The sequence below is a fragment of the Streptomyces sp. NPDC051315 genome (genome assembly GCF_044455165.1).
GTDB lineage: Bacteria > Actinomycetota > Actinomycetes > Streptomycetales > Streptomycetaceae > Streptomyces.
The window spans coordinates 109,474-132,036 of record NZ_JBITEN010000016.1 but is presented as its reverse complement, the minus strand read 5'-3'; the positions used below and the strand labels follow the sequence as shown (position 1 = coordinate 132,036).

The window sequence follows — 22,563 nt, the reverse complement described above, 5'->3', positions numbered from 1 at the left end:
GTCGAGCGTGACGGAGGAGGCCCGGAACGCGGTACTGGTGGACTTCGGCGGGGTCATCACCTCGAGTGTGTTGCGGGCCTTCACCGACTTCGGCGCCTCGCTCGGCGGCGACCCGCGCCTGCCGCTGGACCTCCTCGGCCGGGACCAGCCGTCACGCACCCTCCTGGCCGACCACGAGTGCGGCCGTATCGATGCCGAGACCTTCGAGCGAGGCTTCGCCGAACGTCTCCGCGTCCACGGCGCGGATGTGTCGGCCGAGGGGCTCACGGCCCGGATGCAAGCGGGAATGTCGATCGACCGGAACATGCTCGCGCTGCTCGGTGATCTTCGAGCCGTCGGCCACCCCGTTGCGCTCGTGTCCAATTCGTTCGGTACCGGAACCTACGACGGCGTCGACCTCGCCGCCGTGGCCGATGTGGTCGTCATCTCCGCCGAGGTCGGGATCCGCAAGCCCTCCCGACGGATCTACGCGATCGCATGTGAGCGTCTCGGCATCGACCCCGAAGAAGCAGTCATGATCGACGATCTGCAGCAGAACCTCGACGGAGCGGCACGGATCGGAATAGGGGGCGTACTGCACACCGGCGCCGCCGACACCCGCCGCCAACTCGCCGAACGCTTCGGGATCTCCGCCTGACCGATCGACCAGCTGCAGGAGACCGGTCATGTGCGACCCCCACCGCATCACCTGCTCATGTCCCCGAAACCGCTCATGGCCAGTGTTCTCGACCCGGTCCGCCGCCACGCGGCTGCGAACTCCCGACAGCGGTACTTCCCGCGCAGCGGTCGTCGAGCGCCTCGTCGGTGAGTGCGCCGAGGCGAAGAACCGGCCTCAGTGCTTGTAACGGTGTGCGCCACAGCCGCACGAGCCCGTGCACCGCGCGCACTTATGAATGTGGTCTCGGATTCAAGTACACTGTCCGAAATGGATACCACCGCGTCTGAGGACAGCGAGAAGGCACCGCCGATGGCCCCCCTCTCGCACCTTCGCGAGCCGCCGACGACGAAGCGCGGAGCGCGGACACGAGGCGCGCTGGTGAAGGCCGCACGGAAGGTGTTCGAGCGGGACGGCTACCTTGACACCCGCCTGACCGACATCACCAAAGAGGCCGGATGCGCGGCGGGATCCTTCTACACCTACTTCGCCAACAAGGAAGAGGTGCTTGCCGCCGTCCTCTTGGAGGCGCAGGAGGACATGATGCACCCCGGCATGGGCCGGGTGCAGGGTTCCGACGATCCCTATGCGGTACTCGAGGCGAGCAATCGCGCATATCTCGAGGCATACAGACGGAACGCGAAGCTGATGGGCCTGCTCGAGCAGGTCGCGCAAGTGGAGCCGGTGTTCCGTGAGTTCCGAAGGCGGCGCGCCGACGCGTTCATCCGCCGCAACGCCCGCGGTATCGCCGATTTGCAGGCGCGAGGTGTCGCAGACCATGAGGTCGATCCGATGACGGCCTCCCGCGCGCTGTCGGGCATGGTCAGCGTCATGGCCTACAACTCCTTCGTGCTCAACGAGCAGCAAGAAGAAGACCCGCCGGTGGACTTCGAGGAGCTCGTGTCCACAGTCACCCGGCTGTGGGCGAACGCCCTGCGGTTCCCCGGCCACCGCTGATCCGGCCTTCCCCCTTCTCCTCTCGCCCTTCCCACCTCTTCTCCGCGGATGCGGCGATCACTTGCGCCTTCTCCGTGTGGTGACGCACACCCAACGATTGAGCTTGATACTCGATCTCATCGGTCGCACCGCCGTCGTCACCGGCGCCTCGCGGGGTATCGGACCGGCGATCGCCCAGGCCACCACCGCCGCCGGCGCAAACGTCGTCCTCACCGCCCGGTCCCAGGAGGCGGCGGACGCCTTGTGGGCGCCCGTCCTGTGGCCGGGGCCGGCCACACGAGCCTGGATGGGCGAGCACGGCGGCGCCGTCGTCAATACCGCGTCGGACATCGTCGGCATCGACACAGGGGCGGTGAGCCGCTGGTTCGAGTCCCTCGGCGTCGATCTCGCCGGACCGTCTGTCTTCGACCGGATCGGGCTCGGGCAGTCGAATCTCACCTACCTGGTACGGGACCAGGCCGGCCGGAGCTGGGTGCTGCGGCGCCCACCGCTGGGTCTCTGCCGGCGTCGGCGCACGGCACTAGCGATTGACGGCTCGCATCCCTGCTTCGTCATACCGCTCACCCGCCGCCTCGGGCAGTTCCGCTTCGATGCGGGCCAGGTTGTCCTCGGTGAGCGCGATGTCGACCGCGGCGGCGTTCTCCTCCAGGTAGGTGCGGCGCTTGGTGCCCGGGATCGGCACCAGGTCCTCGCCCTGGGCCAGCACCCAGGCGAGGGCCAGCTGGGCCGGGGTCACGTCCTCCTCGGCGGCGATCTCCTTCACCTTTGCCGCCAGCCGCAGGTTCGCCTCCAGGTTGGCGTCCTGGAAACGCGGGTTCTCGCGGCGCCAGTCGTTCGCATCCAGCTCGTCCGGCGAGGTGAACCGCCCGGCGAGGAAGCCGCGGCCGAGCGGCGAGTACGGCACGAAGCCGATGCCCAGCTCCCGGCAGGCGGGCAGCACCTCGGCCTCCACGTCCCGCGACCACAGCGAGTACTCGCTCTGCACCGCGGTGACCGGGTGCACGGCGTGAGCGCGCCGGATGGTCTCCGCGCTCGCCTCGCTCAGCCCGATGTATCGCACCTTGCCCTCGGCGACCAGCTCGCCCAACGCGCCGACCGTCTCCTCGATGGGCACGTTCGGGTCGACCCGGTGCTGGTAGTACAGGTCGATGTGGTCGGTTCCCAGACGCCTCAGGGAGCCGTGGACCGAGCTCCGGACGTGCTCGGCCGAGCCGTCCTGCGGGCCGACCGTGCTCATGTCGCCGGGTACCGCTTCGTCCATCCGGTAGTTGAACTTCGTCGCGATCACGTACTCGTCGCGATGCCCCCGGATCGCCTCGCCGACGAGCGACTCGTTGGTGAGCGGCCCGTACATCTGTGCGGTGTCGAGGAAGTTCACCCCGAGGTCGAGGGCGCGCCGGATGGTCGCGATCCCCTCTTCCTGATCGGCGGATCCGTAGAAGGCGGACATGCCCATGCACCCCAGGCCGATGGCCGATACCCGGAGGTCCCGCAGACTGCGCTCGTGCATGCTGTGTCCCAGCCTTTCGTGTGCACTCGTTCGTCGTTCGGACGGCACGAAGCCCCTTATCCATCTAGCGACGGATTCCGCCGCCCGGCATCCCGTGGGGGGCAACAGGCGACACGGCTTCGTACGCCGCGTTGTCCGCGACGCTACGACCTGGAGCGCACTCCAGCGCAAGTCAACCGTTCGGGCGGACCGGCAACTCGAACGTGTCGTTCCGCGTGACCACCGGCTGGTTGCGCAGCTCCGACGCGGGCACCGCCACGTCCGGGCCGCACACTGCTGCGGCGAGGCCGAGAAGGGCCGGGTAGTTGCGTGGATGGCGTTCGTAGCGAGGCGGGGACGGCTGTCAAGAGCCGGGACCGCGAAGAGCCCCCGCGCTTTCTCGCGCGGGGGCTCGCCGGGGTGCAGGTCAGAGGGCGTCGACGGCGCTCACCTTCCAGCCGGCGGGGGTACGCGACATCGTCATCCGCACCCGGTTCAGATCCACGCGGGACCCCGTGACCTGAGTGCTCTCGGTGACCTGGTTGACGAAGAGCAGCACGACGACCCGGTCCGGCGAGGCCGACACCACCGAGGCCACCGGGGCGCCACCGCCGGGCGGCTCCACCACCGTCGCCTTCACCACCCCGTCGTACTTCTCGGCGGTCGGCCCCACCACCGCCTTCGTCGTCCTGCCGTACTCGTCACGGAACGTCCCGGTCAGCAGGGCGCGCGCCCGGGCGAAGTCGCGGTCCAGGTGGCGGTGGTCGTACGAGAGCACGACGGGCGCCGCCTCACGCGCCGCCGCGAGCGCCTGTCGGCGGGCCTGCTCGGTCGCCCGCCCCTCGCGGTACTGCCACCCGAGCACGGCCACCGCGACCAGGCCGGCCAGGAGGAGGAGCGCGAGGGACGCCGTCAGCAGCCTGCGCCCCCGCCCCGGGCGGGCCGGCAGCACGTCGTCGTCCTCGGCGCAGTCCGGTCGCGGCTCCGGCGGGTCGTCCCAGCCGTCCGGCGGCTCGATGAGCACGGTGCGCCCGGACATCTGGTCCTCGGCCCGCCGTGGTCCCTCCGCCGCGTTCGCCGCGTCGTCGTGGAGCCGCTCGGCGCGCTCCGCACGCTTGGCCGCCGCACGGGCCGCCGCGCTCAGGGTGCGCCGACTGGGCGAGCCGGAGCCGCGGGGCTTTGAAGTCAGGTTCGCCACGGTCGTTCTCCTTACTGGTCGTATGTCGGGGGGCGGGTGGCGAGTCAGCCGACGAACTCCACGTCGGACGTCAGCCAGCGGCCGTTCTCCAGGACGAGGTCGAGTTGCAGGCGGTACGTGCGGGCCTCGCCCCCGGGCACGGCGACATTGGTGACCTTGCTGTCGGCGACCACCTGCACGCGGGCCGAACGCTCGTCGGCCCGGACGATGCCCGCCTCCAGGACCTGGCCCTCGGACACCGACTTGTTCTGCGCGACCAGCTTGGTCAGCTCCGCGGTCTGCGCGGCGAACTGCTCCTTGAAGTCTCCCGTGGCGCCCTTGAGCACATTCCCGCTGTCCCGGTCGTAGTGCCGGTAGTCGAGCGAGGTGAAGTTCAGCGCCGACTGACGGGCCGCCGCGAGGATGTCCTGGCGGCGCTGATCCGTCTGGCGCTGCTCGTACACCCGCACGCTCAGCCAGACGGCCGCGGCCGTCGTCAGCACCGTCGCCGCCACCAGCCCCGTCGGCAGGAACCGGGCGCGCACGAGGCCCCGGCCACGGGTGTCCGCCCGCCCGGCCAGCAGCCGCCGCAGCGGCCGTACCAGCCGTGCCGACGAGCTCAGCACCACCGCGAACAGGCTTCCGTTCACGCCATCGGTCCGACGAGCAGCCATTGCCAGGACTCCTTTCCGAACACGGCCTGCTGGCCGCCCGTCGAGCCGATCTCGACGGATCTTCCGTCCGGCCCCGTGGCGAGACCGGTCTGCGGGTCGTACGGCGAGACGTACGCGGCCCGGTCGGCGCCACCCGGACCGGACCGGGCGCCGGGCGCGTTCTGCGCGCCGCGCACCGAGGTGTCGCTGCCGCGCGGCTCCGTGCAGCGCGCCTCGGTGTTCGCCGGGCGGGTGCTGGTGTCCGCCGGGTCGCGTCGCGGGGTGCCGTATCCCTGTGTGCACGACGGCGGGTCGTCGGCGTTGACCACCAGCCCGAAGTGGGTGGTGCCGTCGCCGGGGAGGACGGTGTAGCTGTCGGAGACCACCACCGGGAAGGTGACCAGGGCCTGTTCCACTCCGGGCAGCCGCGCCAGCGTGACCTGACCACCGCTGATCAGGTTTGCCAGCAGGACGGACAGCCGGGGACCGGTCGACTTCAGCAGCGAGTTCACCTCGTGGGCGGCCGGCGTCGCGTTGCCGATCAGTGCGCGCAGGTCCCCGTCGCTCGCCTTCAACTGCGCGGTGAGCGCGGCGAGATCGCGCGAGAACGACGTGATCGCCGAACCCTGGTCGGCCTGCGTCTTCAGGACCGTCCGCGAGTCCTCGATGAGGTCGATCGTCTCCGGCAGCGCGTCGGACGCCGACTCGACGAGCGCGTTGCCCGAGTCCACCAGCCGGCTGAGGTGCGGCCCCGTCCCGGCGAACGCCTTGCCCAACTCGTCCACGGTGACCCGCAGATCGTCCTTGCCCACCGACTTCACCAGCCGGTCGAGGCTCACCACCACGTCCGTGGCGGGCAACGGTACCCGGGTCCTGCCGCGCGGGATCGTGCTGCCCTCCAGCAGATACGGGCCGTCCGTCCGGCGGGGCTGCAGGTCGACGTACTGCTCGCCCACCGCCGAACGGTTCGCCACGACGGCGAGGGTGTCCGCCGGGATGCCCGGCGAGCCGTCCTCGATCTCCAGCGCCACCGAGACGCCGCCGTCGCCGCTCAGCCGCAGTGCGCCGACCCGGCCCACCGGCACCCCGCGGTAGGTGACCTCGGCGCCGGTGTAGATGCCCCCGGAGTCGGCGAAGTCGGCCCGCACGGTGTAGCCGCGGCCGAGCAGCCCGTCCACCAGGCCCGTGTACTCGGCGCCGACGTACGACACCCCCACCGCGGTGACGGTGGCGAAGGCCAGCAGCTGCGCCTTGACCGTACGTGTGATCACGGCAGTATCCCCTTCAGCAAGAGCTCCGCGAGCGCGAGGTCGATGCCCGGCGGGAGGCCGTCGGCGGCGTGCCCGTCCGCGTAGGCGGCCTGCGTGCCGGTGCACACGGGCGGGCACAGCAAGCCGCCGCCGTCGCCGGAGGGTGCCGACGGCTCGACGGGCGTGTCCGGCAGGTCCGGGGTGCCCGGCAGGCTGGGCTTCGGTACGCCGGGCACCTCCGGGAGGTCCGGCAGCTCCGGCGTGTCCGGGAGCCCGGGTGTCTTCGGGGTGTCCTCGCTCCCGTCGGGTTCGTCGGCGACGTTGCCGTAGATGCTCGGCAGATCGAGGTCGGCGGTCACCGCCAGGTTGACGTAGTCACCCTTGATGGCGTCCACGGCGTTCCGGGGGAACGGGTAAGTGGTCAGCAGCTCCAGGGAGTTCGGCAGGTCGTTACCCGCCTTGTTGAGCTGGGCGAGGATCGGCCGCAGCGCCCTGAGGTTGGCGACCGTGTCGTCGTGCGACGCGTTCACGACCTTCGTGCCCGTCTTGCCGAGGTCGGACAGGGCCGTGAGCATCTTGGTCAGATCCCGTCGCTGGTCGGCGAGGACCTTCAGCGCGGGCGGCATGGTGTCGACGGCCACGGCGATGGTCTTCTTCTCCTTCGCCAGCCGCTTGGCGAGCCGGTCGATGCCCTCCAGGGCGCGGACGATCTCCTTGCGCTGCCCGTTCAGGCCGCCGAGGAACGTGTTCAGCTCCTTCAGCAGCCCCTTGACCCGGTTCTCCCGGCCCGCCAGCGCCTTGTTCAGCTCCACGGTGATCGTCTTGAGCTGGGCCACGCCACCGCCGTTGAGCAGCGCGGACAGCGCGGACAGCACCTCCTCGATCTCCGGGTTCCGGCCGCTGCGGGCCAGCGGGATGAGGTCGCCGTCACGGAGCCGGCCGACGGGCGCGGTGCCCACGGGGACGGTCAGCGCCACGTACTTCTCGCCGAGCACGCTCGTCTGCCGCAGCTCGGCGACCGCGTTGCCGGGCAGCTTCACGGAGTCGGCGACCCGCACCCGCACCTTGGCGTGCCAGCCGTCCAGCTCCACCTTCTCGACGGCGCCCACGGTGACGTTGTTGACCTTCACCGCGGACTGCGGCACCAGGTCCAGGACGTCGCGGAACTCGACGGTGACCCGGTAGGCGTCACCGTCCGCGGCGGCGCCCCCGGGCAGCGGCACGTCGTACCAGCCGTTGAACTGGCAGCCGGACAGCAGCAACGAGCCTGCCGCCGCCCAGGCGACGGCTCTCGTCGTGGGGATCCCGCTCATGCGTGGGCCTCCAGGATTCCGCCCAGCGTCCGGTCCACCGTGCCCGTGCCCGGCACGGCCGGGGCCTTCGGCACCTCGGGCAGGGAGTCGAACAGCTTCTCCAGCTCCCGGCAGTCGGGGTTCTTGCCGCCCTCGTCCCCGGTCGTGCGCAGGATGGAGCACAGCAGCGCCGCCGGGTCCTGCGGATGGTCGGGGTTGTTGCGGGTGTCGAGGGTGCCGGAGGACGGGTTGCCGGCGTTCTGGAGGTTCGACAGGCCCGTCGGGGCGACCTCCAGCAGCTCCTCCAGCGCGGCCCGCTGGGTGACGAGCACCTCGGTGACCTTGCTGAGCCCCTTCACGTTCGAGGTCAGTGACTCCTTGTTCTTCTTCACGAAGCCGGACACGTCGCCGAGCGCCGTCCCCAGGTGCTTCAGCGCCTCCGCCAGGTCCTTGCGTTCCTCGGCGAGCTGGCCGGCGACCTTGGCGAGGGTGGTGTTGAACGACCGCACGCTCTTGTCGTCGGCCGCCAGCGCCGCGGTGAACACCTGGAGGTTCCGCACGGTGCCGAACAGATCGCTCCGGCCGTCGGAGAGCGTGGTGACCGCCAGCGACAGGTCCTCGACCGTCTGGTGGAGGTCCTCGCCCTGGCCGTCCAGGTTGTCCGCGCTCACCCCGAGCAGCCGCGCCAGCGAGCCGTCCTCGTTGGCCCCCTTCGGGCCGAGCGCCTCCGACGTGGTGTGCAGGCGGTCGAAGACGCGGTCCAGTTCCACGGGTACGGCCGTGCGCGACTCGGGGATGACGGCGCCGTCCCGCAGCACCGGACCCTTGCGGTACACCGGCAGGAGCTGCACATAGCGGTCGCTGACCACCGAGGAGTTGATGATGGCGGCCTGGGCGCCCGCCGGGACCCTGCGGTCCGCGTCGTACTCCAGCACCACCCGCACCCGCCCGCCCTCCGGCGTGATCTTTGCGACCTCGCCGATCCGGACGCCGAGGACCCGGACGTCGGAGCCGGGATAGATGCCGACAGTGCGCGGGAAGTACGCGGTGACCCGCACGGTCTCCGACCGCGGCCACACCGCGAACGCGGCGCCGGCGACGAGGGCGAGGACGACGACGACCGCCGCCCGGCGCCTCGTGATCCTGGGCTTCTTCACCGGTCGCCTCCCGTTCCCGGCACCACCGGAGCGGCGACCATGTTCTGGACGTAGCTGTCGAACCACCGGCCGTTGCCGAGGGTGTTGGTGAACACGCGCACATACGGCGCGAGCAGCTTGATGCTCCGGTTCAGGCTCGTCTGGTTCCGTTCCAGCATCTCGACGACGCGGTTCAGGCCCTTGAGCGCGGGCCCGATCTCCTTGTCGTTGTCCTCGACGAGCCCGGAGAGCTGGAGGCCGAGCGCGGCCGAGGTGGTGAGCAGCTTGTGGATGGCCTTGCGCCGCTTGCTGATCTCCTTGAACAGCTTCTCGCCGTCGCCGACCAGCGCGGTGAAGTCCGCGGTCCGCTCGGACAGCACCCCCGTCACTCCGTTGGCGTGGTCGAGCAGCCCGCGCAGTTCCTTATCCCGCTCGGCCACCGTCCTGGAGATCTCCGACAGCCCCTTGATGGAGGCCCGCACCTCTTCGGGGGAATCCTCGAAGGTGGTGGAGATCGTGTTCAGGGCCGTGGCCAGCCGCTCGGTGTCGACCTCCTCGGTGGTGGTCGTGAGGTCGCTGAACGCCTGCACGACGTCGTACGCCGGGACCGTCCGCTTCAGCGGGATCTCGCTGCCGGGAGCGAGCCGGCCCGGCCCCTCGGGGTGCAGGGCCAGGTACTTCGCCCCGAGGATCGTCTTCACCCGGATCGACGCGCCGGTCGAGGTGCCGAACTCCGGGTCGCCCTCGATATGGAAGGTCACCTTGACGTGGTCGCCGTCCAGGTCTACCTCCTCGACCTTGCCGACCTTGACCCCGGCGATGCGCACCTCGTCGCCCGGCTTGAGCCCGCCCGCCTCCGCGAAGGCGGCACTGTAGGTGTCACCGCCGCCGATCACCGGAAGGCTGTCGGCGTTGAACGCGACGACGGTCAGCAGCGCGAGCGCGGTGAGCCCGGCGGCGCCGACCACCACGGGATTGCGTTCACGGAACGGCTTGAGGTACGGGCGTCGCAGGTTGGGACGGCGCAGCTTCGGACGGGGGACTCGGAGTTTCATCCGCCGCACCTCGCCCGACCCACATGCAGCTCCGGAGTGAGCACCTCCCGCGTCTTCGGCAGCACGATCCGGCCGTCGAAGTCGCAGAGGTAGAAGTTGAACCACGAGCCGTAGGACGCCGTCCCGGTCAGCTCGTTGAGTTTGTTCGGCAGCCGCTTCAGCACGCCCTCCACGGTCTTCTCGTTGTCGTTCAGCGTTCCGGTGAGCTCCGTCAGCTCGGCGATGTCGTCCTTGAGCGGTGGGCGGGCGTCCCCGAGCAGCCCGGAGGTGGCCTCCGTCAGGTCGCCGATGCTCACCAGTGACTCACCGAGGGGTTTGCGGTCGGCGGACAGACCGGAGATCACCCGCCGCAGCTGCTTGAGCAGGTTGGAGAACCGGCCGCCGCGCTTGTCGAGCGTCTCCAGGACGGCGTTGAGGTTGTTGATCACCGATCCGATCAGCTGGTCGCGCCCGGCGAGCGTCGTGGTGAGCGATGCCGTGTGCGCGAGCAGGCTGTTCACGGTGCCGCCCTCGCCCTGGAGGGTCTTGATGATCTCGGTGGCGAGCTGGTTGACGTCCTGCGGACTGAGTGCGGCGAACAGCGGTTTGAAGCCGTTCAGCAGCACGTTGAGGTCCAGCGCCGGCTGGGTCCTCGACAGCGGGATGCGCCCGCCGGGCGGCAGCCGGGTGCCGTCACCGGTGCCCTCCGTCAGCGCGATGTACCGCTGCCCGACCAGGCTCCGGTAGCGGACCACCGCCCCGGTGCTGGTGAGCAGCGGCCGGTCCGCGCTGACCGTGAAGTCGACCTCCGCCAGCGTCCGGTCCTTGATCCGGATGTCCTCGACCTCGCCGACCCGGACTCCGGCGACCCGGATGTCGTCGCCCTCCTCCAGGCCCGTGACGTCGCTGAACACCGCGCGATACGTGTGCTCCGGGGTGAAGTCGAGGTTGACGATAGTGGCGGCGAGCAGGGTGGTCGCCAGGATCGTCACCACCGCGAAGAGGCTGAACTTGACCAGGGGCGCGGCGGTCTGCCGCGCTGCCGTCGTCTTCACGCTCATGCGACGCTCACCGCCGTCCCACGGGCCAGGGGCCCGAACAGCAGCGTCGCGACGGGTGGCACCTCGTCCACCGGTACGCCCATGACGGGTGCCACGAGCGAGCCGACCGCCCGCTGCTCGGCCTCGGTGGCGGACACGTTGACCCCTGTGGGCAGCACACTGCCGGCCCTCCCTGACTTCGTACCGTCGTCGAGCTTGGTGGGTGGTGCGGGCACCGTCGGGTGGGGCAGGCCCCGGCAGTTGGGCCCGGACCGCTCGCCGTAGCGCGGTTCCTCGCCCGGTTCGTACGCGGGCCGCCGGCGGACGACTTCGAGGGTGATCCGCATCTTCCCGCCCCGGAACGCCTCCTCGGACACCTTCTCCTGCCGGACCAGGCCCTCCAGCAGACACGGGTACTGGGGCGAGTAGCGGGCGAACAGCTCCAGCGTGGGCCGGGAGACCTGGCCGAGGGTGATCAGCCGGTCCCCGTTGGTGTCCAGGAAGTCCTCGGCGGTGCCCGCGACGCCGGTGGTCGAGGTGAGCGCGGCGGCGAGCCGGTCCCGCTTCTCGACGATCGTGCGGCTGGTGGTGACGGTGTTGCGCAGGATCGCCATCAGGTCGGGCGCCGCGTCCCCGTACATCTCGGCGACGTCGGCGAACCGCGAGATGTCCTCCTTCAGCGAGGGAAGATGCGGGTTGAGGCGCCGCAGATAGGCCTCCACGCGGACGAGGTTGTCGCCGATCCGGTCGCCGCGTCCCTCGAGCGCGCCCGCGAACGCCGAGAGGGTGGCGTTGAGCTCGCCGGGTTTCACGGCCCTCAGCAGCGGCAGCAGGTCGTTCATCAGCTGCTGGAGCTCCATGCCGACACGCGTGCGGTCCTGGGTGATGACGTCGCCCGCGCGGATGGCCCGGCCGGACGAACCGCGCGGCACGACCAGGTCGACGTACTTCTCGCCGAACAGCGTCTTCGGCAGCAGTCGCGCGTGCACGTCCGCCGGGATGAACCGCACGTGCTCCGGCTTGAGCGCGATGTCGAGCGTCGCCTTCCCGCCGTCCGCGCGCACCGCGCGCACCTCCCCGACGAGCAGTCCGCGCAGCTTGACGTCCGCGCGCCGGTCGAGCTGGTTGCCGAGGCTGTCGGCCTCCAGCGTGATCCGCACGACGGGCGTGAACGCCTGCTGGTAGACGGCCACCGCCAGCGACAGCAGCAGCGCGAGCACCGCGATGAAGGCGACTCCGTACAGCCGCAGCCTCAGCACTCTCATCGGCGTCACCCCGCGATCCGTACGGTCGTGTTGGCGCCCCAGATCGCCAGGGACAGGAAGAAGTCCACGACGTTGACGGCGACGATGGAGGTGCGCACCGCGCGGCCCACCGCGACGCCGACGCCCGACGGACCGCCGCTCGCGTAGTAGCCGTAGTAGCAGTGCACCAGGATGATCAGCACGGCGAAGACGATCACCTTGCCGAACGACCAGAACACGTCGACGGGCGGCAGGTACTGGTGGAAGTAGTGGTCGTACGTGCCGGTCGACTGCCCGTAGTAGCCGGTGGTGATGGTCCGGGCGGCGAGGTACGAGGACAGCAGCCCGACGACGTACAGCGGGATCACCGCGACGAAGCCGGCGATCATGCGCGTGGTCACCAGGAACGGCAGCGACGGCACGCCCATCACCTCCAGGGCGTCCGTCTCCTCGCTGATCCGCATCGCGCCGAGCTGCGCGGTGAACCCGGCGCCGACGGTCGCGGACAGCGCGAGCCCGGCCACCAGCGGGGCGATCTCGCGGGTGTTGAAGTACGCCGACAGGAACGCCACGAAGTTGGACGTGCCGAGCTGGTTGAGGGCGGCGTAGCCCTGGAGGCCGACCTCGGTGCCGGTGAAGAACGACAGGAAGGCGATCACGCCGACCGTGCCGCCGACCACGGCGAGCGCGCCCCGGCCGAAGCTCACCTCGGCCAGCAGCCGCAGGATCTCCTTCTTGTAGCGGCGCAGGGTGCGCCCGGTCCAGGCCAGCGAGCGGCCGTAGAAGGAGAGTTGGGCCCCCAGCTCCTCCAGGGAGCGCAGGGGGCGTTGGAGAAGGCTCATGTGCTAACCCCTCTGCGGGACGACCTGGAAGTACACCGCGGTCATCACGAAGTTCGTCACGAACAGCAGCATGAAAGTGATCACCACGGACTGGTTGACGGCGTCGCCGACGCCCTTCGGGCCGCCCTTCGCGGTCAATCCCTTGTACGAGGCGACGATCGCGGCGATGGCCCCGAACACCAGCGCCTTGACCTCGGCCGCCCACAGATCGGACAGCTGGGCGAGCGTGGTGAAGGAGGCGAGGTAGGCGCCGGGCGTGCCGTCCTGGAGGACGACGTTGAAGAAGTAGCCGCCCGCGACACCGACCACCGACACCAGGCCGTTGAGCAGCACCGCGACCACCATCGACGCCAGCACGCGCGGCACCACCAGCCGGTGGATCGGGTCGATGCCGAGCACCTGCATCGCGTCGATCTCCTCGCGGATCTTCCGCGCCCCGAGGTCCGCGCAGATCGCGGTGCCGCCCGCACCGGCGATGAGCAGCGCGGTGACGATCGGCGAAGCCTCGCGCAGGACCGCCAGCACCGAGGCGGCACCGGAGAACGACTGCGCCCCGAGTTGCCGGGTCAGGCTGCCGATCTGGAGCGCGATCACCGCGCCGAAGGGGATCGAGACGAGAGCGGTGGGCAGGATCGTCACGGACGCGATGAACCAGGCCTGCTGGATGAACTCCCGTACCTGGAAGGGGCGTCGGGGCAGGGTCCGCAGGATGTCCAGGGCCATCGCGAACAGGTTGCCGGACTGCCGCAGCGCCCCTGTCAAGGACAGGCTCACGCGTCCGCCACCTCCTTCCGGTGCAGTTCGGTCTCCCGTCTCGCGATCGCCTCCCAGCGGGGCGGCCGGGTGATGCCGGGCCCCGGCAGCAGGCGGGGAGTCAGCGCCTGGCCGCCGGGAGTTCCTCCGCCCTTGCCGCCGCCTTCGCCTTCGCCGAGCTGGGCCAGCTCCTGCTCGACCTGGGCGGCGTCCTTCTCCTCCGCCATGCCGATCGGCCCCTGCATCCGGCCGTTCAGGAACTGCCGTACCACGGGCTCGTCACTGGTCAGCAGCTTCTCGCGGGGCCCGAACACGACCAGCTCGCGGCGGAACAGCAGCCCGATGTTGTCCGGGACCTGGCGCGCCGAGGCGATGTCGTGCGTGACGATCAGGAAGGTCGCGTCGATCTGTGCGTTCAGGTCGACGATCAGCTGGTTGAGGTACGCGACGCGCACCGGATCGAGACCCGAGTCCGGCTCGTCGAAGAGGATGATCTCCGGGTCGAGCACCAGCGCCCTCGCCAGCCCCGCCCGTTTGCGCATCCCGCCGGAGATCTCGCCGGGCAGCTTCCCCTCCGCGCCGATCAGCCCGACCATGTCCATCTTCTCCAGCACGATGCGCCGGATCTCGCTCTCGGGCTTGCGGGTGTGCTCGCGCAGCGGAAAGGCGATGTTGTCGTACAGGTTCATGGACCCGAACAGCGCGCCGTCCTGGAACAGCACGCCGAAGAGCTTGCGCACCGCGTACAGGTCGTGCTCGCGCAGCTTGGTGATCTCCTGGCCCGCGACCCGGATCGAACCCCGGTCCGGCTTCAGCAGCCCGACGAGCGTCTTGAGGAACACGGACTTGCCCGTCCCCGAGGGGCCGAGCAGCACGGAGACCTCCCCGGCGGGCAGCGTCAGCGAGACGTCCTGCCAGATGACCTGGTGGCCGAAGGACTTGGTCAGTCCCTCCACACAGATCTCGACACCCATCCGGTCCACCCTTCAGCCGGCCGTGGAGCAGCTTTGACATCTGCTCTACGGGGAGGGGCGGGGCGTCCGTCGCGACGGATCCGGATTTTTTCCAGGAGGGACTACGGCAGCAGCGCGCTCACCGGGGCGGAGGGCAACGCGGGGGCTTCCGGAGCGTCCGGGGCCTCGGGGGTGTGCGTGACCTCGGGCGGAGCGGGGATGTCGGGCACGGTCCGCGGAAGGCCGATCGCGTCCGGGGCCTGGGGGGCGACGGGGAGGCCCGGCACCTCCGGTACGACGTCCGGCACCTCGGGAGCGGGCAGCTCCGGCGCCGGGGACAGCTCGACCTCCGGCAGGGACGGCACCGACAGCGGCAACAGGGGCCGCTCGCCGGGGGTCGGCGTCGCCCGCACAGCCGCCGGCGACGAGGCCGCCGGACGCCCGTGCCCGTCCGAGGGCCGCACACGGTCCTCGCTGTACGGCCACTGCCAGGCCTCCGGGGCCGGCGAGACGGAGGGCTGCGGCCCCGTGCCCCGACCGTCCCAGTCGTGGACGTACGGCAGGGCGAACCCGGCCACCACCAGGGTCGCCGTCGTCGACGCCACCGCCACGGCCTGGGCGTGGCCGCCCGCCCGCGGCCTGCCGCGCCCGGACAGGAACAGGGCGAGGCCCAGCGTGCCGGCGAGCGAGTTGCGCAGCGTCCGCCGGGCGCGGGCCAGCAGCGACTCGACGGTCCGGTAGCTCAGGCCCATCCGGACGGCGACCTGGTTGACGTCCAGGTCCTCCGCCTTCAGCCGCAGCGCCTCCGCCTGGCGGGCCGGCAGTTCCCCGCTGCGGACGGCGAGCCACTTGGCCTCGGCCCGGTCGCACACCACTTCCTCGACCGGCACCGGGCCCGGCTCCACCAGCGTGGGACTGCGGTGGACCTCGGCCTCCCGGCTGACCTGGCGGTGGCGGTCGACGCACAGCCGCATCGTCACCGTGGTCAGCCAGGCGGCCAGCCGCTCGTCGTCCAGGTCCGGGCGCTCCGCGGCGCGCAGCATCGCCTCGTGCACCGCGTCCTCGGCGTCCTCCAGGCTCACCGACCTGCGGCGCGCCACCTTGAGCAGGTGCTCGCGATGGCACCACATACGCTGCCAACGGTCGTGGGCCGCCTGTATCTCCATCTCCGCAGGCATGTCCGTCGTCGCCATGAAGGCCCCTTCGCGCTCACCCGCCGGTCCGGTGCTTCCCGGCGGGTGGCGACATTACCGCCGAGTATCCGCGGTTGTGGAGGGGGCCGCCGCTATCGAGTCGGCAACGGTCCGTCATCACCCCCGACCAGCGGCAGCGCGTCGTCCGGGGGCAGGTCGACGCCGCCGGGGAGAGGGGCCACGGGCTCCTCCGGCTCGGCGGGCGCGATCGCCGTTCGGGACGGGCCGGGAGAGGGCGAGGACGGTGCGGCCGGTGCCGTCGGCGCGGGCGGGGCGCCACGCCGTTCCGACCGTGGTGACGGTTTCGGCGAGGGCGTGGCGGACGCGGTGCGGGACGGTGCCGGGGACGGCTCGGCAGCGGAGGCGGCGGCGTCGGGAACGACCCGGTGGCCGTCGAGGAAGTACGCGTACCAGGCCCGGACCGTCCGCAGGTAGGCCAGGGACTGGTTGTAGCCGAGGATCGCGCGATCCAGGTCGCCGGGCAGGGACAGGTCCCGGTCGCCCGCGCACAGGTAGCGCCCGGCCGCGAGCGCGGCGTCGTGAACGTTGTTCGGGTCGGCGCGGCCGTCGCCGTTGCCGTCCTGGCCCCAGACCGCCCAGGTCGACGGGATGAACTGCATCGGGCCGACCGCACGGTCGTACACCGTGTCGCCGTCGTGGGCACCACCGTCGGTGTCCCGGATTTCGGCGAAACCGTTGCCGTCCAGCCGCGGGCCGAGGATCGGCGTCAGCGTCGTGCCGTCCGCCGCGACCCGGCCGCCGCGCGCCTGCCCGGACTCCACCTGGCCGATCGCGGCCAGCAGCTGCCAGCGCAGACCGCATCCCGGGTCGGTCCGCGCCAGTACCTCCTCGGCCCGGCGGTACGCGGCGAACACGCTCGCCGGCAGCGCCCCGGCGACGGGTCCCGCCCCGCCCGTCCTCCTCCCGGCCTTGCGCTCCGGGGCCCGCAGCGGCGGGAGCTCCGTGCGGTACGGAGTGTCGCCCGACACGCTCGGCCCGCGCTCGACGGGCGCCTCCGGGGCGGGCTGCGCGGCCCGCGCGGTCACCGCCCCCGGTGCCTGCGAGGCGGTCAGCACGGCCATGGCCGCCACCGCGATCGCCGTTCCCCTGCCCCGTCTGACTGTCCGCGTCGCCATGTCTGCGGTCCCCTCCCTGCATGAAATCGGTCGTCTGCTCTGCTCTACGGGGAGACGCGGGGGTTCCGTCGCGACGAACCGACCATCCGGACGACTGGCTCAGCACCACCGCCAACGGCTGCGGCAACGCCGTCGCTGCCGCATCCGTGAACGTACGGTCACAGCCACTCGTTGTAGGGGTTGGCCGCATGGTGCGGCCTGGCGGGATGCGGCGGCGGCCTGGCCGGCTTGTCCCGGGTGTGCCTGGTAGACGGGGCTGCAGGGCACCCACGGCCGGCCCGCTCGAGCAGGTTCCGAACGGGCCGGCGGACGTCATGCGAAAGGGCTCGGTGTCAGGTGCCGCGCCGGTCTTCGTCGTCCACCCCTTCGGTGTCGATCTCTTCCTTGCGGCCCTGGCCGCGAACCGTCTCCTCGGGCCGGACCAGATGGTGGTGCGGGAGCACTCCCGCACCACCGGGCCGTCGGCTGCGAGGCCAGGCGGACGGCACCGTTCCGTCCTCGCATCCCCGGTCCTCATGCCCGTCGACGACTGCAGCCGTCGGTAGCCCTTAGAGCTCCGAACAAAAGGGGCGCCCGGCTCGCGACGCCCGGCACGCACGCTCGCCGCGTTACCGAAAGGCCCTGGTAGCTCCGCTGCGAGGACGTTCCGGCGCCTTGCGATCGCACGCACCGGACGCCGCGAGCTGATCGGACTCCCCTTTTGTCCGGAGCTCTTAGTTCCCGGCAGGGCGGGACGCGGCCATCAGCCTGGACCACAGGTCAGTGCCGAAGCCTTTCGTAGCGGTCGCGTTGTGGCTGCTCGGTTTCCAGCTCGCCGAGCTCGTCCATGCGTTTGGTCTCCGGTGGTGGGGGCTACTCGCACCTGCAAGCCCGCGTCGCAGCGAGGGAGAGCGCCGACGGGACCGCGCAGACACAGATGACAAGGGGTTGTTGGCGATGACCGTCGCGACACAGCAGGGCGGCGGGGGCGGCTCCAGCGGCCTCTACGACGTTCTGGAACTCATTCTCGACCGCGGGCTGGTGATCGACGCGTTCATACGGGTCTCCCTTGTCGGTATCGAGATACTCAAGATCGACATACGGATCGTGGTCGCCAGCGTGGACACCTACCTGCGCTTCGCGGAGGCGTGCAACCGCCTCGACCTGGAGGCGGGGCCGCGCAAGCCGGCCGGGCTTACGGAGCTCACGGGACAGCTCACGGAGTCCGGCGCCCGCGGCAAGACCAAGGGAGCACTGTCCGGGGCCGCGGAGACGATCTCCGACGCCTTCCGGCAGGGACGTGACGAGGGCCGGGAACGTCAGGGCGACCGGGCTGCGCGCGGGAGAGGGGAATGAGAGATGAGCACGTACGTCTACGGGATCGTCCGCGCCTCACACCCCTCCCTCCCCGAGGACCTGGACGGCATCGGCGATCCTCCGCGGCCGGTACGCGTGCTGCGCCAGGGCGAGCTGGCCGCAATCGTCAGCGACGCTCCCGACCAGCTGCGGCCTAAGCGCCGTGACCTGCTCGCACACCAGCGGGTACTCGCCGAAGCCGGGGAGGGCGGCGTGGTGCTGCCCATGCGGTTCGGCAGCGCCTCTCCGGACGACGACACGGTGACCACGGTGCTCACCGAGCGTGCGGAGCACCTCCTCGAGCGGCTGCGAGCCCTGGACGGCGCAGCGGAGTACAACATCAAGGCCAACCACGGCGAAGAGGCCGTGCTCCGCCTGATCATGGCGGATCACGACGACATCCGGTCCCTGGCCGAAGCGAACCGCGAGGCCGGCGGCGGCACGCAGGAGCAGAAGATCCGGCTCGGGGAGATGATCACCGCCGCCGTCCAGGCACGCGAGGCAACCGACGCGGAGCTGCTCCGGCAGACGCTGGAGCCGAGGGCCAAGGCAGTCAGCTCCGGGCCGCAGAGCACCGGCTGGCTGGCCAACCTCTCCTTCCTGGTGGACCGCGGTTCAGCAGAGCAATTCCTGGCCGCGGTCGAGGAATTCCGTCAGGAGCACCCGCATCTCGAGCTGCGCGTCAACGGCCCGCTGCCGCCCTACAGCTTCGTCGACACCCCCGTGTCCCAGCAGGCCGAAGGCGGCACCGCGGAAGCGTTCAAAGCCGCGACGACCCAGCCGACGAACAGGTAAGAAGGCAGCGACGCTGTGCGCGGGCGGCTTCCGTCCCACCCCAGCTGATCGTCCAGACAATCAACCGCCCCAGGGACACACCCGGGACTCGGTCGCCGGCACGCGTCTGGTCGACCAGGTCGCCGCCACGCGCTCCGGCCTCCGTAGGGTCTGGGTCGACGGCGGCTGCCGTCAGCACCTCATCGAGCACGCCACCACTGGCCGCATCGGCATGGTGATCATCCAACGCACTGCCGCGGCAGGCTTAGAGCTCCGGACAAAAGGGGAATCCGATCAGCTCGCGGCGTCCGGTGCGTGCGATCGCAAGGCGTCGGAAGGTCCTCGCAGCGGAACTACCAGGGCCTTTCGGTAACGCGGCGAGCGTGCGTGCCGGGAGTCGTGAGCCGGGCGCCCCTTTTGTTCGGAGCTCTTAGCGCCACTCCCCCGCAGGTGGACCGTGGAGCGCACGCTCGGGTGGCTGATGTTCCACGGTCGTCTGGTCCGCGACCACGAGCCCCTCCCCGCCCGCTGAGGCCATGATTCACCTGGGCCGCATCCATGGTGCGTGCCGCGCTGCTGCAGGCCCCGGCCGCTTTCCGGCAGGGGTCAGGCGCACTGGGACAGTCAACGCTTGCCAGTCATGCGACGCTGCGTGCCTTGGCGATGGCGATGAGTGTGCCGCGCCGACGGTGGCTCCTTTCGTAGTCCAGCACCTGCCGAGCTTCGGCGGCGGTGGCAGTCTGCAGCCGGGCGGTGATCCGGTCGGGGATCATAGCGTCGTAGCCGGGCCACGGTTCGCTGCCGCGTAGCTGCTCGATGGCGTTCAGGATGTCCGGCCGGCCGGCGTGGGCCCGCTCGTAGCCGTCGAGCGCGGACAGCTGCGCCTGGGAGAGCGTGGGCAGGCGCTGGACGATGTCGGCGACGCGGAAGTGCTCGTATCCGAGGATCGGCGGCTCCTCTTCCCTGGTGACCGTGTCGTCGTCCACCTCCGGCATACGGCGGAGCGCGCCTGTGGCTGTGCGCGTAGCCTGCCGACCACCGCCCTCGGCGGCTTTTCGGACCCGTTTGACGGCAGAGCGCATGACGCCTGTGGCTGCATCCGGCGGACCGCCGTCACCGGATTGCGTGCCGTAGCCGCTGCCGACCGCCGTAACCCGGGCCTGCTGAGCGAGGCGGTCCTCGAGCGTCGCGAGCAGTTCCTCGTCCTGGCGGCGCAGCGTGGCGAGGAGGTCGGCGGCGACCTGGTCATGCGCCTGATCGGCAATGCTCTCCCCGACCCGGCAGGCCGCCAGCGCCCGGGCGGTGATCGAGTATTCGTTCTCGGTGTGTCTCACCAACTGGCGCGGGCTGGGCCCATTCCGACGATGCAGTATGGCGGTCGTGATCGCCGCACCGACCTCGAGCAGCAGCCCGGCCATCCGGACGGTTGCCCGGGCAGTGAAGCGGACCCGGTCGGCGGTGTCCCGCAGCGGGCGGCCGGGGCGAAGTTCACGCAGGTGTCCGTCGATGCGGGCGACACAGTCGTACGTGTCGTCCATATGGCGTTCCAGAACCTCCCGTCGAGGGCCCGCGGCGTGGACGGCGATATCGGCCCGGAAACGGTCGATGACCGCAGTGTGAGCATCACGAGCGTCCTCAAGCGCCGGGACAAGCGCATCTGTCGTCACCGTTGTCATGGCGTGCCCTACCTTCTGGCATGGGTGCCGAACTGGGCAGATCGGTGGATCCAGCCGGGTCCGGGTATGGGTGTGGTTGAGTCGCTTCAGGACCCACCACGAAGGTCCGCCGCTCAACAATCGGTACCAGCCAGGCGCCTGCTGCCTGAGGCGAACCGCAACCGTTTCGAGTACCCCCGTACCCCTGGCTGATTGCCGGGAGCCGCTGCGGAATTTCCACCGAACAGGTGCGTGAGCACAGCGCCGGACCGCCGTGCGTGGGGACGCCCTCCTTGTCGAGGCCGCCGTGGCCGAATGAGCGGGCGCCGGCTGCCGCTGAGCTGAGGCACCAGCCGGGGGACGGCGGGCCTGTGGTAAGTCGCGAGGACCGGCCCGAATGTGCCGAGCGCTCGGCACCACCCGGCCGTGATCACCAAACTCGAGGATCCGGGCGGACGAGAACGTGCTCAGGACGGCGAATGCCCGGAACGCCAACAGTTCATCGGAGACGCCGTTCGTCGCGTAGTGGGCATCAGACGTCGGTACTTCCCCAACCGGGTGCCGCGGTCCACAGTGAAAGCAGCACTACTGCGACCGGAGGCGATCACACAAGAGTGGCCACCCGCGACGGCCGCACACCAGTCGATGGCCCCCGCCGGCTTCTTCGGCAGAAGGACTCCCACAAGCGACCTACTTGTGGGAGCCCTTCCTTGTGCCGCCTGCCGGTGATGGTTGAGAAGACGATCACGAGCAGGACACCTGTGCGGACTACGGCGTCACGGCGCGAGCAGCAGGCTGTCGCCGCGTTCCTTGGCGGCGGCGTAACGCTTGGCCACGTCCTGCCAGTTGACGACCTGCCACATGGCCTCGATGAAGTCGACCTTCTGGTTTCGGTACTGGAGGTAGAAGGCGTGCTCCCAGGCGTCGAAGACCAGGACGGGGGTCGAGCCCTGGCCGACGTTGCCCTGGTGGTCGTATACCTGCTCGACGATCAGCCGGCCGCTGAGCGGCTCGTACGCGAGGACGCCCCAGCCTGAGCCCTGCGTCGTGGCCGACGCCTTGGACAGCTGCGCCTTGAAGTTGGCGAACGAGCCGAAGGACTCGGCGATCGCGTCCGCCAGCTCACCCACGCCGTCCTTCTCCAGCGGCTCACCGCCGCCGTCGCCGGACATGTTGTGCCAGTAGATGCTGTGCAGGATGTGCCCGGAGAGGTGGAAGGCCAGGTTCTTCTCCAGGCCGTTGATCGAGCCCCATGACTCCTTGTCCCGCGCCTCCGCGAGCTGCTCCAACGTGTCGTTGGCACCCTTCACGTAGGCCGCGTGGTGCTTGTCGTGGTGCAGCTCGATGATCTCCGGGCTGATCACGGGGGCGAGCGCCGCGTAGTCGTACGGAAGCTCCGGGAGCGTGTACACCGCCATGTCCAAAATCCTCCGACCTTATTGCGAATGATATGCAGCTGCACGCTAGCAGCAAGAGCGGTAGCTTGCCGATCAGGCATTGGACCTAGGACTTGCCTGTCGCAGAACAGCAGTCGGCAGGTGACGTCCTCCTCGCGCCCAGCCACACCCCCGCTCCCCGCGAGAAGGGCAATGGCGTGAGCAGGCCCTCACAGGTGGAGGGCATTTGATTCAGGTAGTTGGTAGGTCGGGATGTTCGTGTGGCTACTGGAGCTGACGGTCGTCCGCCAGGGTGTGAGCGCTCGTCGTCCGTAGCGCAGTGACGTCTACGACGCGCGCCGGGCTCTGATCGAACCGGTCTTCACCGCCTGGCGGGCCAGGCGGACCGGCTCCCGGCGCGGCGGCCCGCGTGCACGACCGGAGCCGGTCGGCGACCTGGAGCGCGGTGGGTGCCCCGATGCCGGCGCCCTCGGCGAAGAACGGGGTGCGGTCCCGGCGGACGCCCTCGATCCCCAGGTGCCCGGGCCAGCCAGGCCGCGACAGCGCCCACCTCGCGATCCGGCAGCAGGTCCACCGGCCCGCGGGTCTCGACGTCGAC

The 22,563-nt window shown here is 70.5% G+C and carries 20 protein-coding genes and 2 pseudogenes; 6 read left to right on the top strand and 16 right to left on the bottom strand.

Annotated features, from left to right (window positions below):
* Positions 1-7: 7 nt before the first annotated feature.
* From ACIBBD_RS27980 to ACIBBD_RS27970, 3 genes and pseudogenes are all read left to right on the top strand, one after another.
* Complete coding sequence (locus ACIBBD_RS27980; protein ID WP_399422348.1) at positions 8-637, top strand: HAD family hydrolase; 630 nt, start codon at positions 8-10, stop codon at positions 635-637.
* Between the two features lie 288 nt (positions 638-925).
* Positions 926-1,612 (top strand): TetR/AcrR family transcriptional regulator, encoded by a 687-nt coding sequence (locus tag ACIBBD_RS27975; RefSeq protein ID WP_399422347.1) that lies wholly within the window; start codon positions 926-928, stop codon positions 1,610-1,612.
* Between the two features lie 76 nt (positions 1,613-1,688).
* A pseudogene (locus ACIBBD_RS27970) lies at positions 1,689-1,844 on the top strand (SDR family NAD(P)-dependent oxidoreductase); the annotation flags it as partial.
* 288 nt (positions 1,845-2,132) lie between these two features.
* Here the strand turns inward: ACIBBD_RS27970 and ACIBBD_RS27965 are convergent.
* From ACIBBD_RS27965 to ACIBBD_RS27900, 14 genes are all read right to left on the bottom strand, one after another.
* Positions 2,133-3,122, bottom strand: coding sequence for an aldo/keto reductase (locus tag ACIBBD_RS27965; protein ID WP_399422346.1), 990 nt, complete (start codon positions 3,120-3,122; stop codon positions 2,133-2,135).
* A gap of 406 nt (positions 3,123-3,528) precedes the next feature.
* Entirely contained in the window at positions 3,529-4,299 is a 771-nt protein-coding gene (locus tag ACIBBD_RS27960; RefSeq protein WP_399422345.1) for a hypothetical protein, read from the bottom strand.
* Positions 4,300-4,343: 44 nt separating this feature from the next.
* Positions 4,344-4,952, bottom strand: coding sequence for a hypothetical protein (locus ACIBBD_RS27955; RefSeq protein ID WP_399422344.1), 609 nt, complete (start codon positions 4,950-4,952; stop codon positions 4,344-4,346).
* Complete coding sequence (locus ACIBBD_RS27950) at positions 4,925-6,202, bottom strand: MCE family protein (protein ID WP_399422343.1); 1,278 nt, start codon at positions 6,200-6,202, stop codon at positions 4,925-4,927. Before ACIBBD_RS27950 ends, ACIBBD_RS27955 begins: the two co-directional genes overlap by 28 nt.
* The gene (locus ACIBBD_RS27945) at positions 6,199-7,494 is read right to left on the bottom strand and encodes an MCE family protein (RefSeq protein WP_399422342.1); all 1,296 of its coding nucleotides are present in this window, start codon (positions 7,492-7,494) and stop codon (positions 6,199-6,201) included. The genes ACIBBD_RS27950 and ACIBBD_RS27945 overlap by 4 nt, the downstream gene beginning before the upstream one ends.
* Positions 7,491-8,630 carry an MCE family protein gene (locus ACIBBD_RS27940; RefSeq protein WP_399422341.1) on the bottom strand — a complete coding sequence of 380 codons (1,140 nt, stop codon included), beginning with the start codon at positions 8,628-8,630 and terminating at the stop codon, positions 7,491-7,493. The genes ACIBBD_RS27945 and ACIBBD_RS27940 overlap by 4 nt, the downstream gene beginning before the upstream one ends.
* Positions 8,627-9,664 carry an MCE family protein gene (locus tag ACIBBD_RS27935; RefSeq protein WP_399422340.1) on the bottom strand — a complete coding sequence of 346 codons (1,038 nt, stop codon included), beginning with the start codon at positions 9,662-9,664 and terminating at the stop codon, positions 8,627-8,629. Before ACIBBD_RS27935 ends, ACIBBD_RS27940 begins: the two co-directional genes overlap by 4 nt.
* A complete protein-coding gene (locus tag ACIBBD_RS27930; protein ID WP_399422339.1) occupies positions 9,661-10,704 on the bottom strand; it encodes an MCE family protein in 1,044 nt (347 codons plus the stop codon). The genes ACIBBD_RS27935 and ACIBBD_RS27930 overlap by 4 nt, the downstream gene beginning before the upstream one ends.
* Entirely contained in the window at positions 10,701-11,948 is a 1,248-nt protein-coding gene (locus tag ACIBBD_RS27925; protein WP_399422338.1) for an MCE family protein, read from the bottom strand. The genes ACIBBD_RS27930 and ACIBBD_RS27925 overlap by 4 nt, the downstream gene beginning before the upstream one ends.
* Positions 11,949-11,953: 5 nt before the next feature.
* A complete protein-coding gene (locus tag ACIBBD_RS27920; RefSeq protein ID WP_399422337.1) occupies positions 11,954-12,769 on the bottom strand; it encodes an MlaE family ABC transporter permease in 816 nt (271 codons plus the stop codon).
* 3 nt (positions 12,770-12,772) lie between these two features.
* Positions 12,773-13,543, bottom strand: coding sequence for an MlaE family ABC transporter permease (locus ACIBBD_RS27915; protein WP_399422336.1), 771 nt, complete (start codon positions 13,541-13,543; stop codon positions 12,773-12,775).
* Complete coding sequence (locus ACIBBD_RS27910; RefSeq protein ID WP_399422335.1) at positions 13,540-14,496, bottom strand: ABC transporter ATP-binding protein; 957 nt, start codon at positions 14,494-14,496, stop codon at positions 13,540-13,542. The genes ACIBBD_RS27915 and ACIBBD_RS27910 overlap by 4 nt, the downstream gene beginning before the upstream one ends.
* Before the next feature lie 101 nt (positions 14,497-14,597).
* Entirely contained in the window at positions 14,598-15,668 is a 1,071-nt protein-coding gene (locus ACIBBD_RS27905; protein WP_399422334.1) for a sigma-70 family RNA polymerase sigma factor, read from the bottom strand.
* A gap of 92 nt (positions 15,669-15,760) precedes the next feature.
* Positions 15,761-16,804: a lytic transglycosylase domain-containing protein gene (locus ACIBBD_RS27900; RefSeq protein WP_399422333.1), complete on the bottom strand. Its 1,044-nt coding sequence runs from the start codon at positions 16,802-16,804 to the stop codon at positions 15,761-15,763.
* 936 nt (positions 16,805-17,740) lie between these two features.
* Here ACIBBD_RS27900 and ACIBBD_RS27895 point away from each other — a divergent pair.
* From ACIBBD_RS27895 to ACIBBD_RS27885, 3 genes and pseudogenes are all read left to right on the top strand, one after another.
* Positions 17,741-18,139 (top strand): gas vesicle structural protein GvpA, encoded by a 399-nt coding sequence (locus tag ACIBBD_RS27895; protein WP_399422332.1) that lies wholly within the window; start codon positions 17,741-17,743, stop codon positions 18,137-18,139.
* Positions 18,140-18,142: 3 nt separating this feature from the next.
* Positions 18,143-18,934, top strand: a complete 792-nt coding sequence (locus ACIBBD_RS27890; protein WP_399422331.1) for a GvpL/GvpF family gas vesicle protein — start codon at positions 18,143-18,145, stop codon at positions 18,932-18,934.
* A gap of 418 nt (positions 18,935-19,352) precedes the next feature.
* Positions 19,353-19,461, top strand: a pseudogene (locus ACIBBD_RS27885) (IS5/IS1182 family transposase); the annotation flags it as partial.
* Between the two features lie 90 nt (positions 19,462-19,551).
* Here the strand turns inward: ACIBBD_RS27885 and ACIBBD_RS27880 are convergent.
* Together ACIBBD_RS27880 and ACIBBD_RS27875 are read right to left on the bottom strand one after the other, a co-directional pair.
* Complete coding sequence (locus ACIBBD_RS27880) at positions 19,552-20,589, bottom strand: hypothetical protein (RefSeq protein WP_399422330.1); 1,038 nt, start codon at positions 20,587-20,589, stop codon at positions 19,552-19,554.
* Positions 20,590-21,344: 755 nt separating this feature from the next.
* On the bottom strand, positions 21,345-21,986 hold the full coding sequence (locus tag ACIBBD_RS27875; protein WP_399422329.1) for a superoxide dismutase: 642 nt from the start codon (positions 21,984-21,986) through the stop codon (positions 21,345-21,347).
* Positions 21,987-22,563: the final 577 nt, after the last annotated feature.

What these genes read in the sequence shown, in the direction of transcription:
- ACIBBD_RS27975 (WP_399422347.1), top strand. Translation starts at nt 926, where the DNA reads ATGGATACCACCGCGTCTGAGGACAGCGAGAAGGCACCGCCGATGGCC.
- ACIBBD_RS27965 (WP_399422346.1), bottom strand. Translation starts at nt 3,122, where the DNA reads ATGCACGAGCGCAGTCTGCGGGACCTCCGGGTATCGGCCATCGGCCTG.
- ACIBBD_RS27955 (WP_399422344.1), bottom strand. Translation starts at nt 4,952, where the DNA reads ATGGCTGCTCGTCGGACCGATGGCGTGAACGGAAGCCTGTTCGCGGTG.
- ACIBBD_RS27945 (WP_399422342.1), bottom strand. Translation starts at nt 7,494, where the DNA reads ATGAGCGGGATCCCCACGACGAGAGCCGTCGCCTGGGCGGCGGCAGGC.
- ACIBBD_RS27935 (WP_399422340.1), bottom strand. Translation starts at nt 9,664, where the DNA reads ATGAAACTCCGAGTCCCCCGTCCGAAGCTGCGCCGTCCCAACCTGCGA.
- ACIBBD_RS27930 (WP_399422339.1), bottom strand. Translation starts at nt 10,704, where the DNA reads ATGAGCGTGAAGACGACGGCAGCGCGGCAGACCGCCGCGCCCCTGGTC.
- ACIBBD_RS27925 (WP_399422338.1), bottom strand. Translation starts at nt 11,948, where the DNA reads ATGAGAGTGCTGAGGCTGCGGCTGTACGGAGTCGCCTTCATCGCGGTG.
- ACIBBD_RS27920 (WP_399422337.1), bottom strand. Translation starts at nt 12,769, where the DNA reads ATGAGCCTTCTCCAACGCCCCCTGCGCTCCCTGGAGGAGCTGGGGGCC.
- ACIBBD_RS27910 (WP_399422335.1), bottom strand. Translation starts at nt 14,496, where the DNA reads ATGGGTGTCGAGATCTGTGTGGAGGGACTGACCAAGTCCTTCGGCCAC.
- ACIBBD_RS27905 (WP_399422334.1), bottom strand. Translation starts at nt 15,668, where the DNA reads ATGGCGACGACGGACATGCCTGCGGAGATGGAGATACAGGCGGCCCAC.
- ACIBBD_RS27900 (WP_399422333.1), bottom strand. Translation starts at nt 16,804, where the DNA reads ATGGCGACGCGGACAGTCAGACGGGGCAGGGGAACGGCGATCGCGGTG.
- ACIBBD_RS27895 (WP_399422332.1), top strand. Translation starts at nt 17,741, where the DNA reads ATGACCGTCGCGACACAGCAGGGCGGCGGGGGCGGCTCCAGCGGCCTC.
- ACIBBD_RS27890 (WP_399422331.1), top strand. Translation starts at nt 18,143, where the DNA reads ATGAGCACGTACGTCTACGGGATCGTCCGCGCCTCACACCCCTCCCTC.
- ACIBBD_RS27880 (WP_399422330.1), bottom strand. Translation starts at nt 20,589, where the DNA reads ATGACAACGGTGACGACAGATGCGCTTGTCCCGGCGCTTGAGGACGCT.
- ACIBBD_RS27875 (WP_399422329.1), bottom strand. Translation starts at nt 21,986, where the DNA reads ATGGCGGTGTACACGCTCCCGGAGCTTCCGTACGACTACGCGGCGCTC.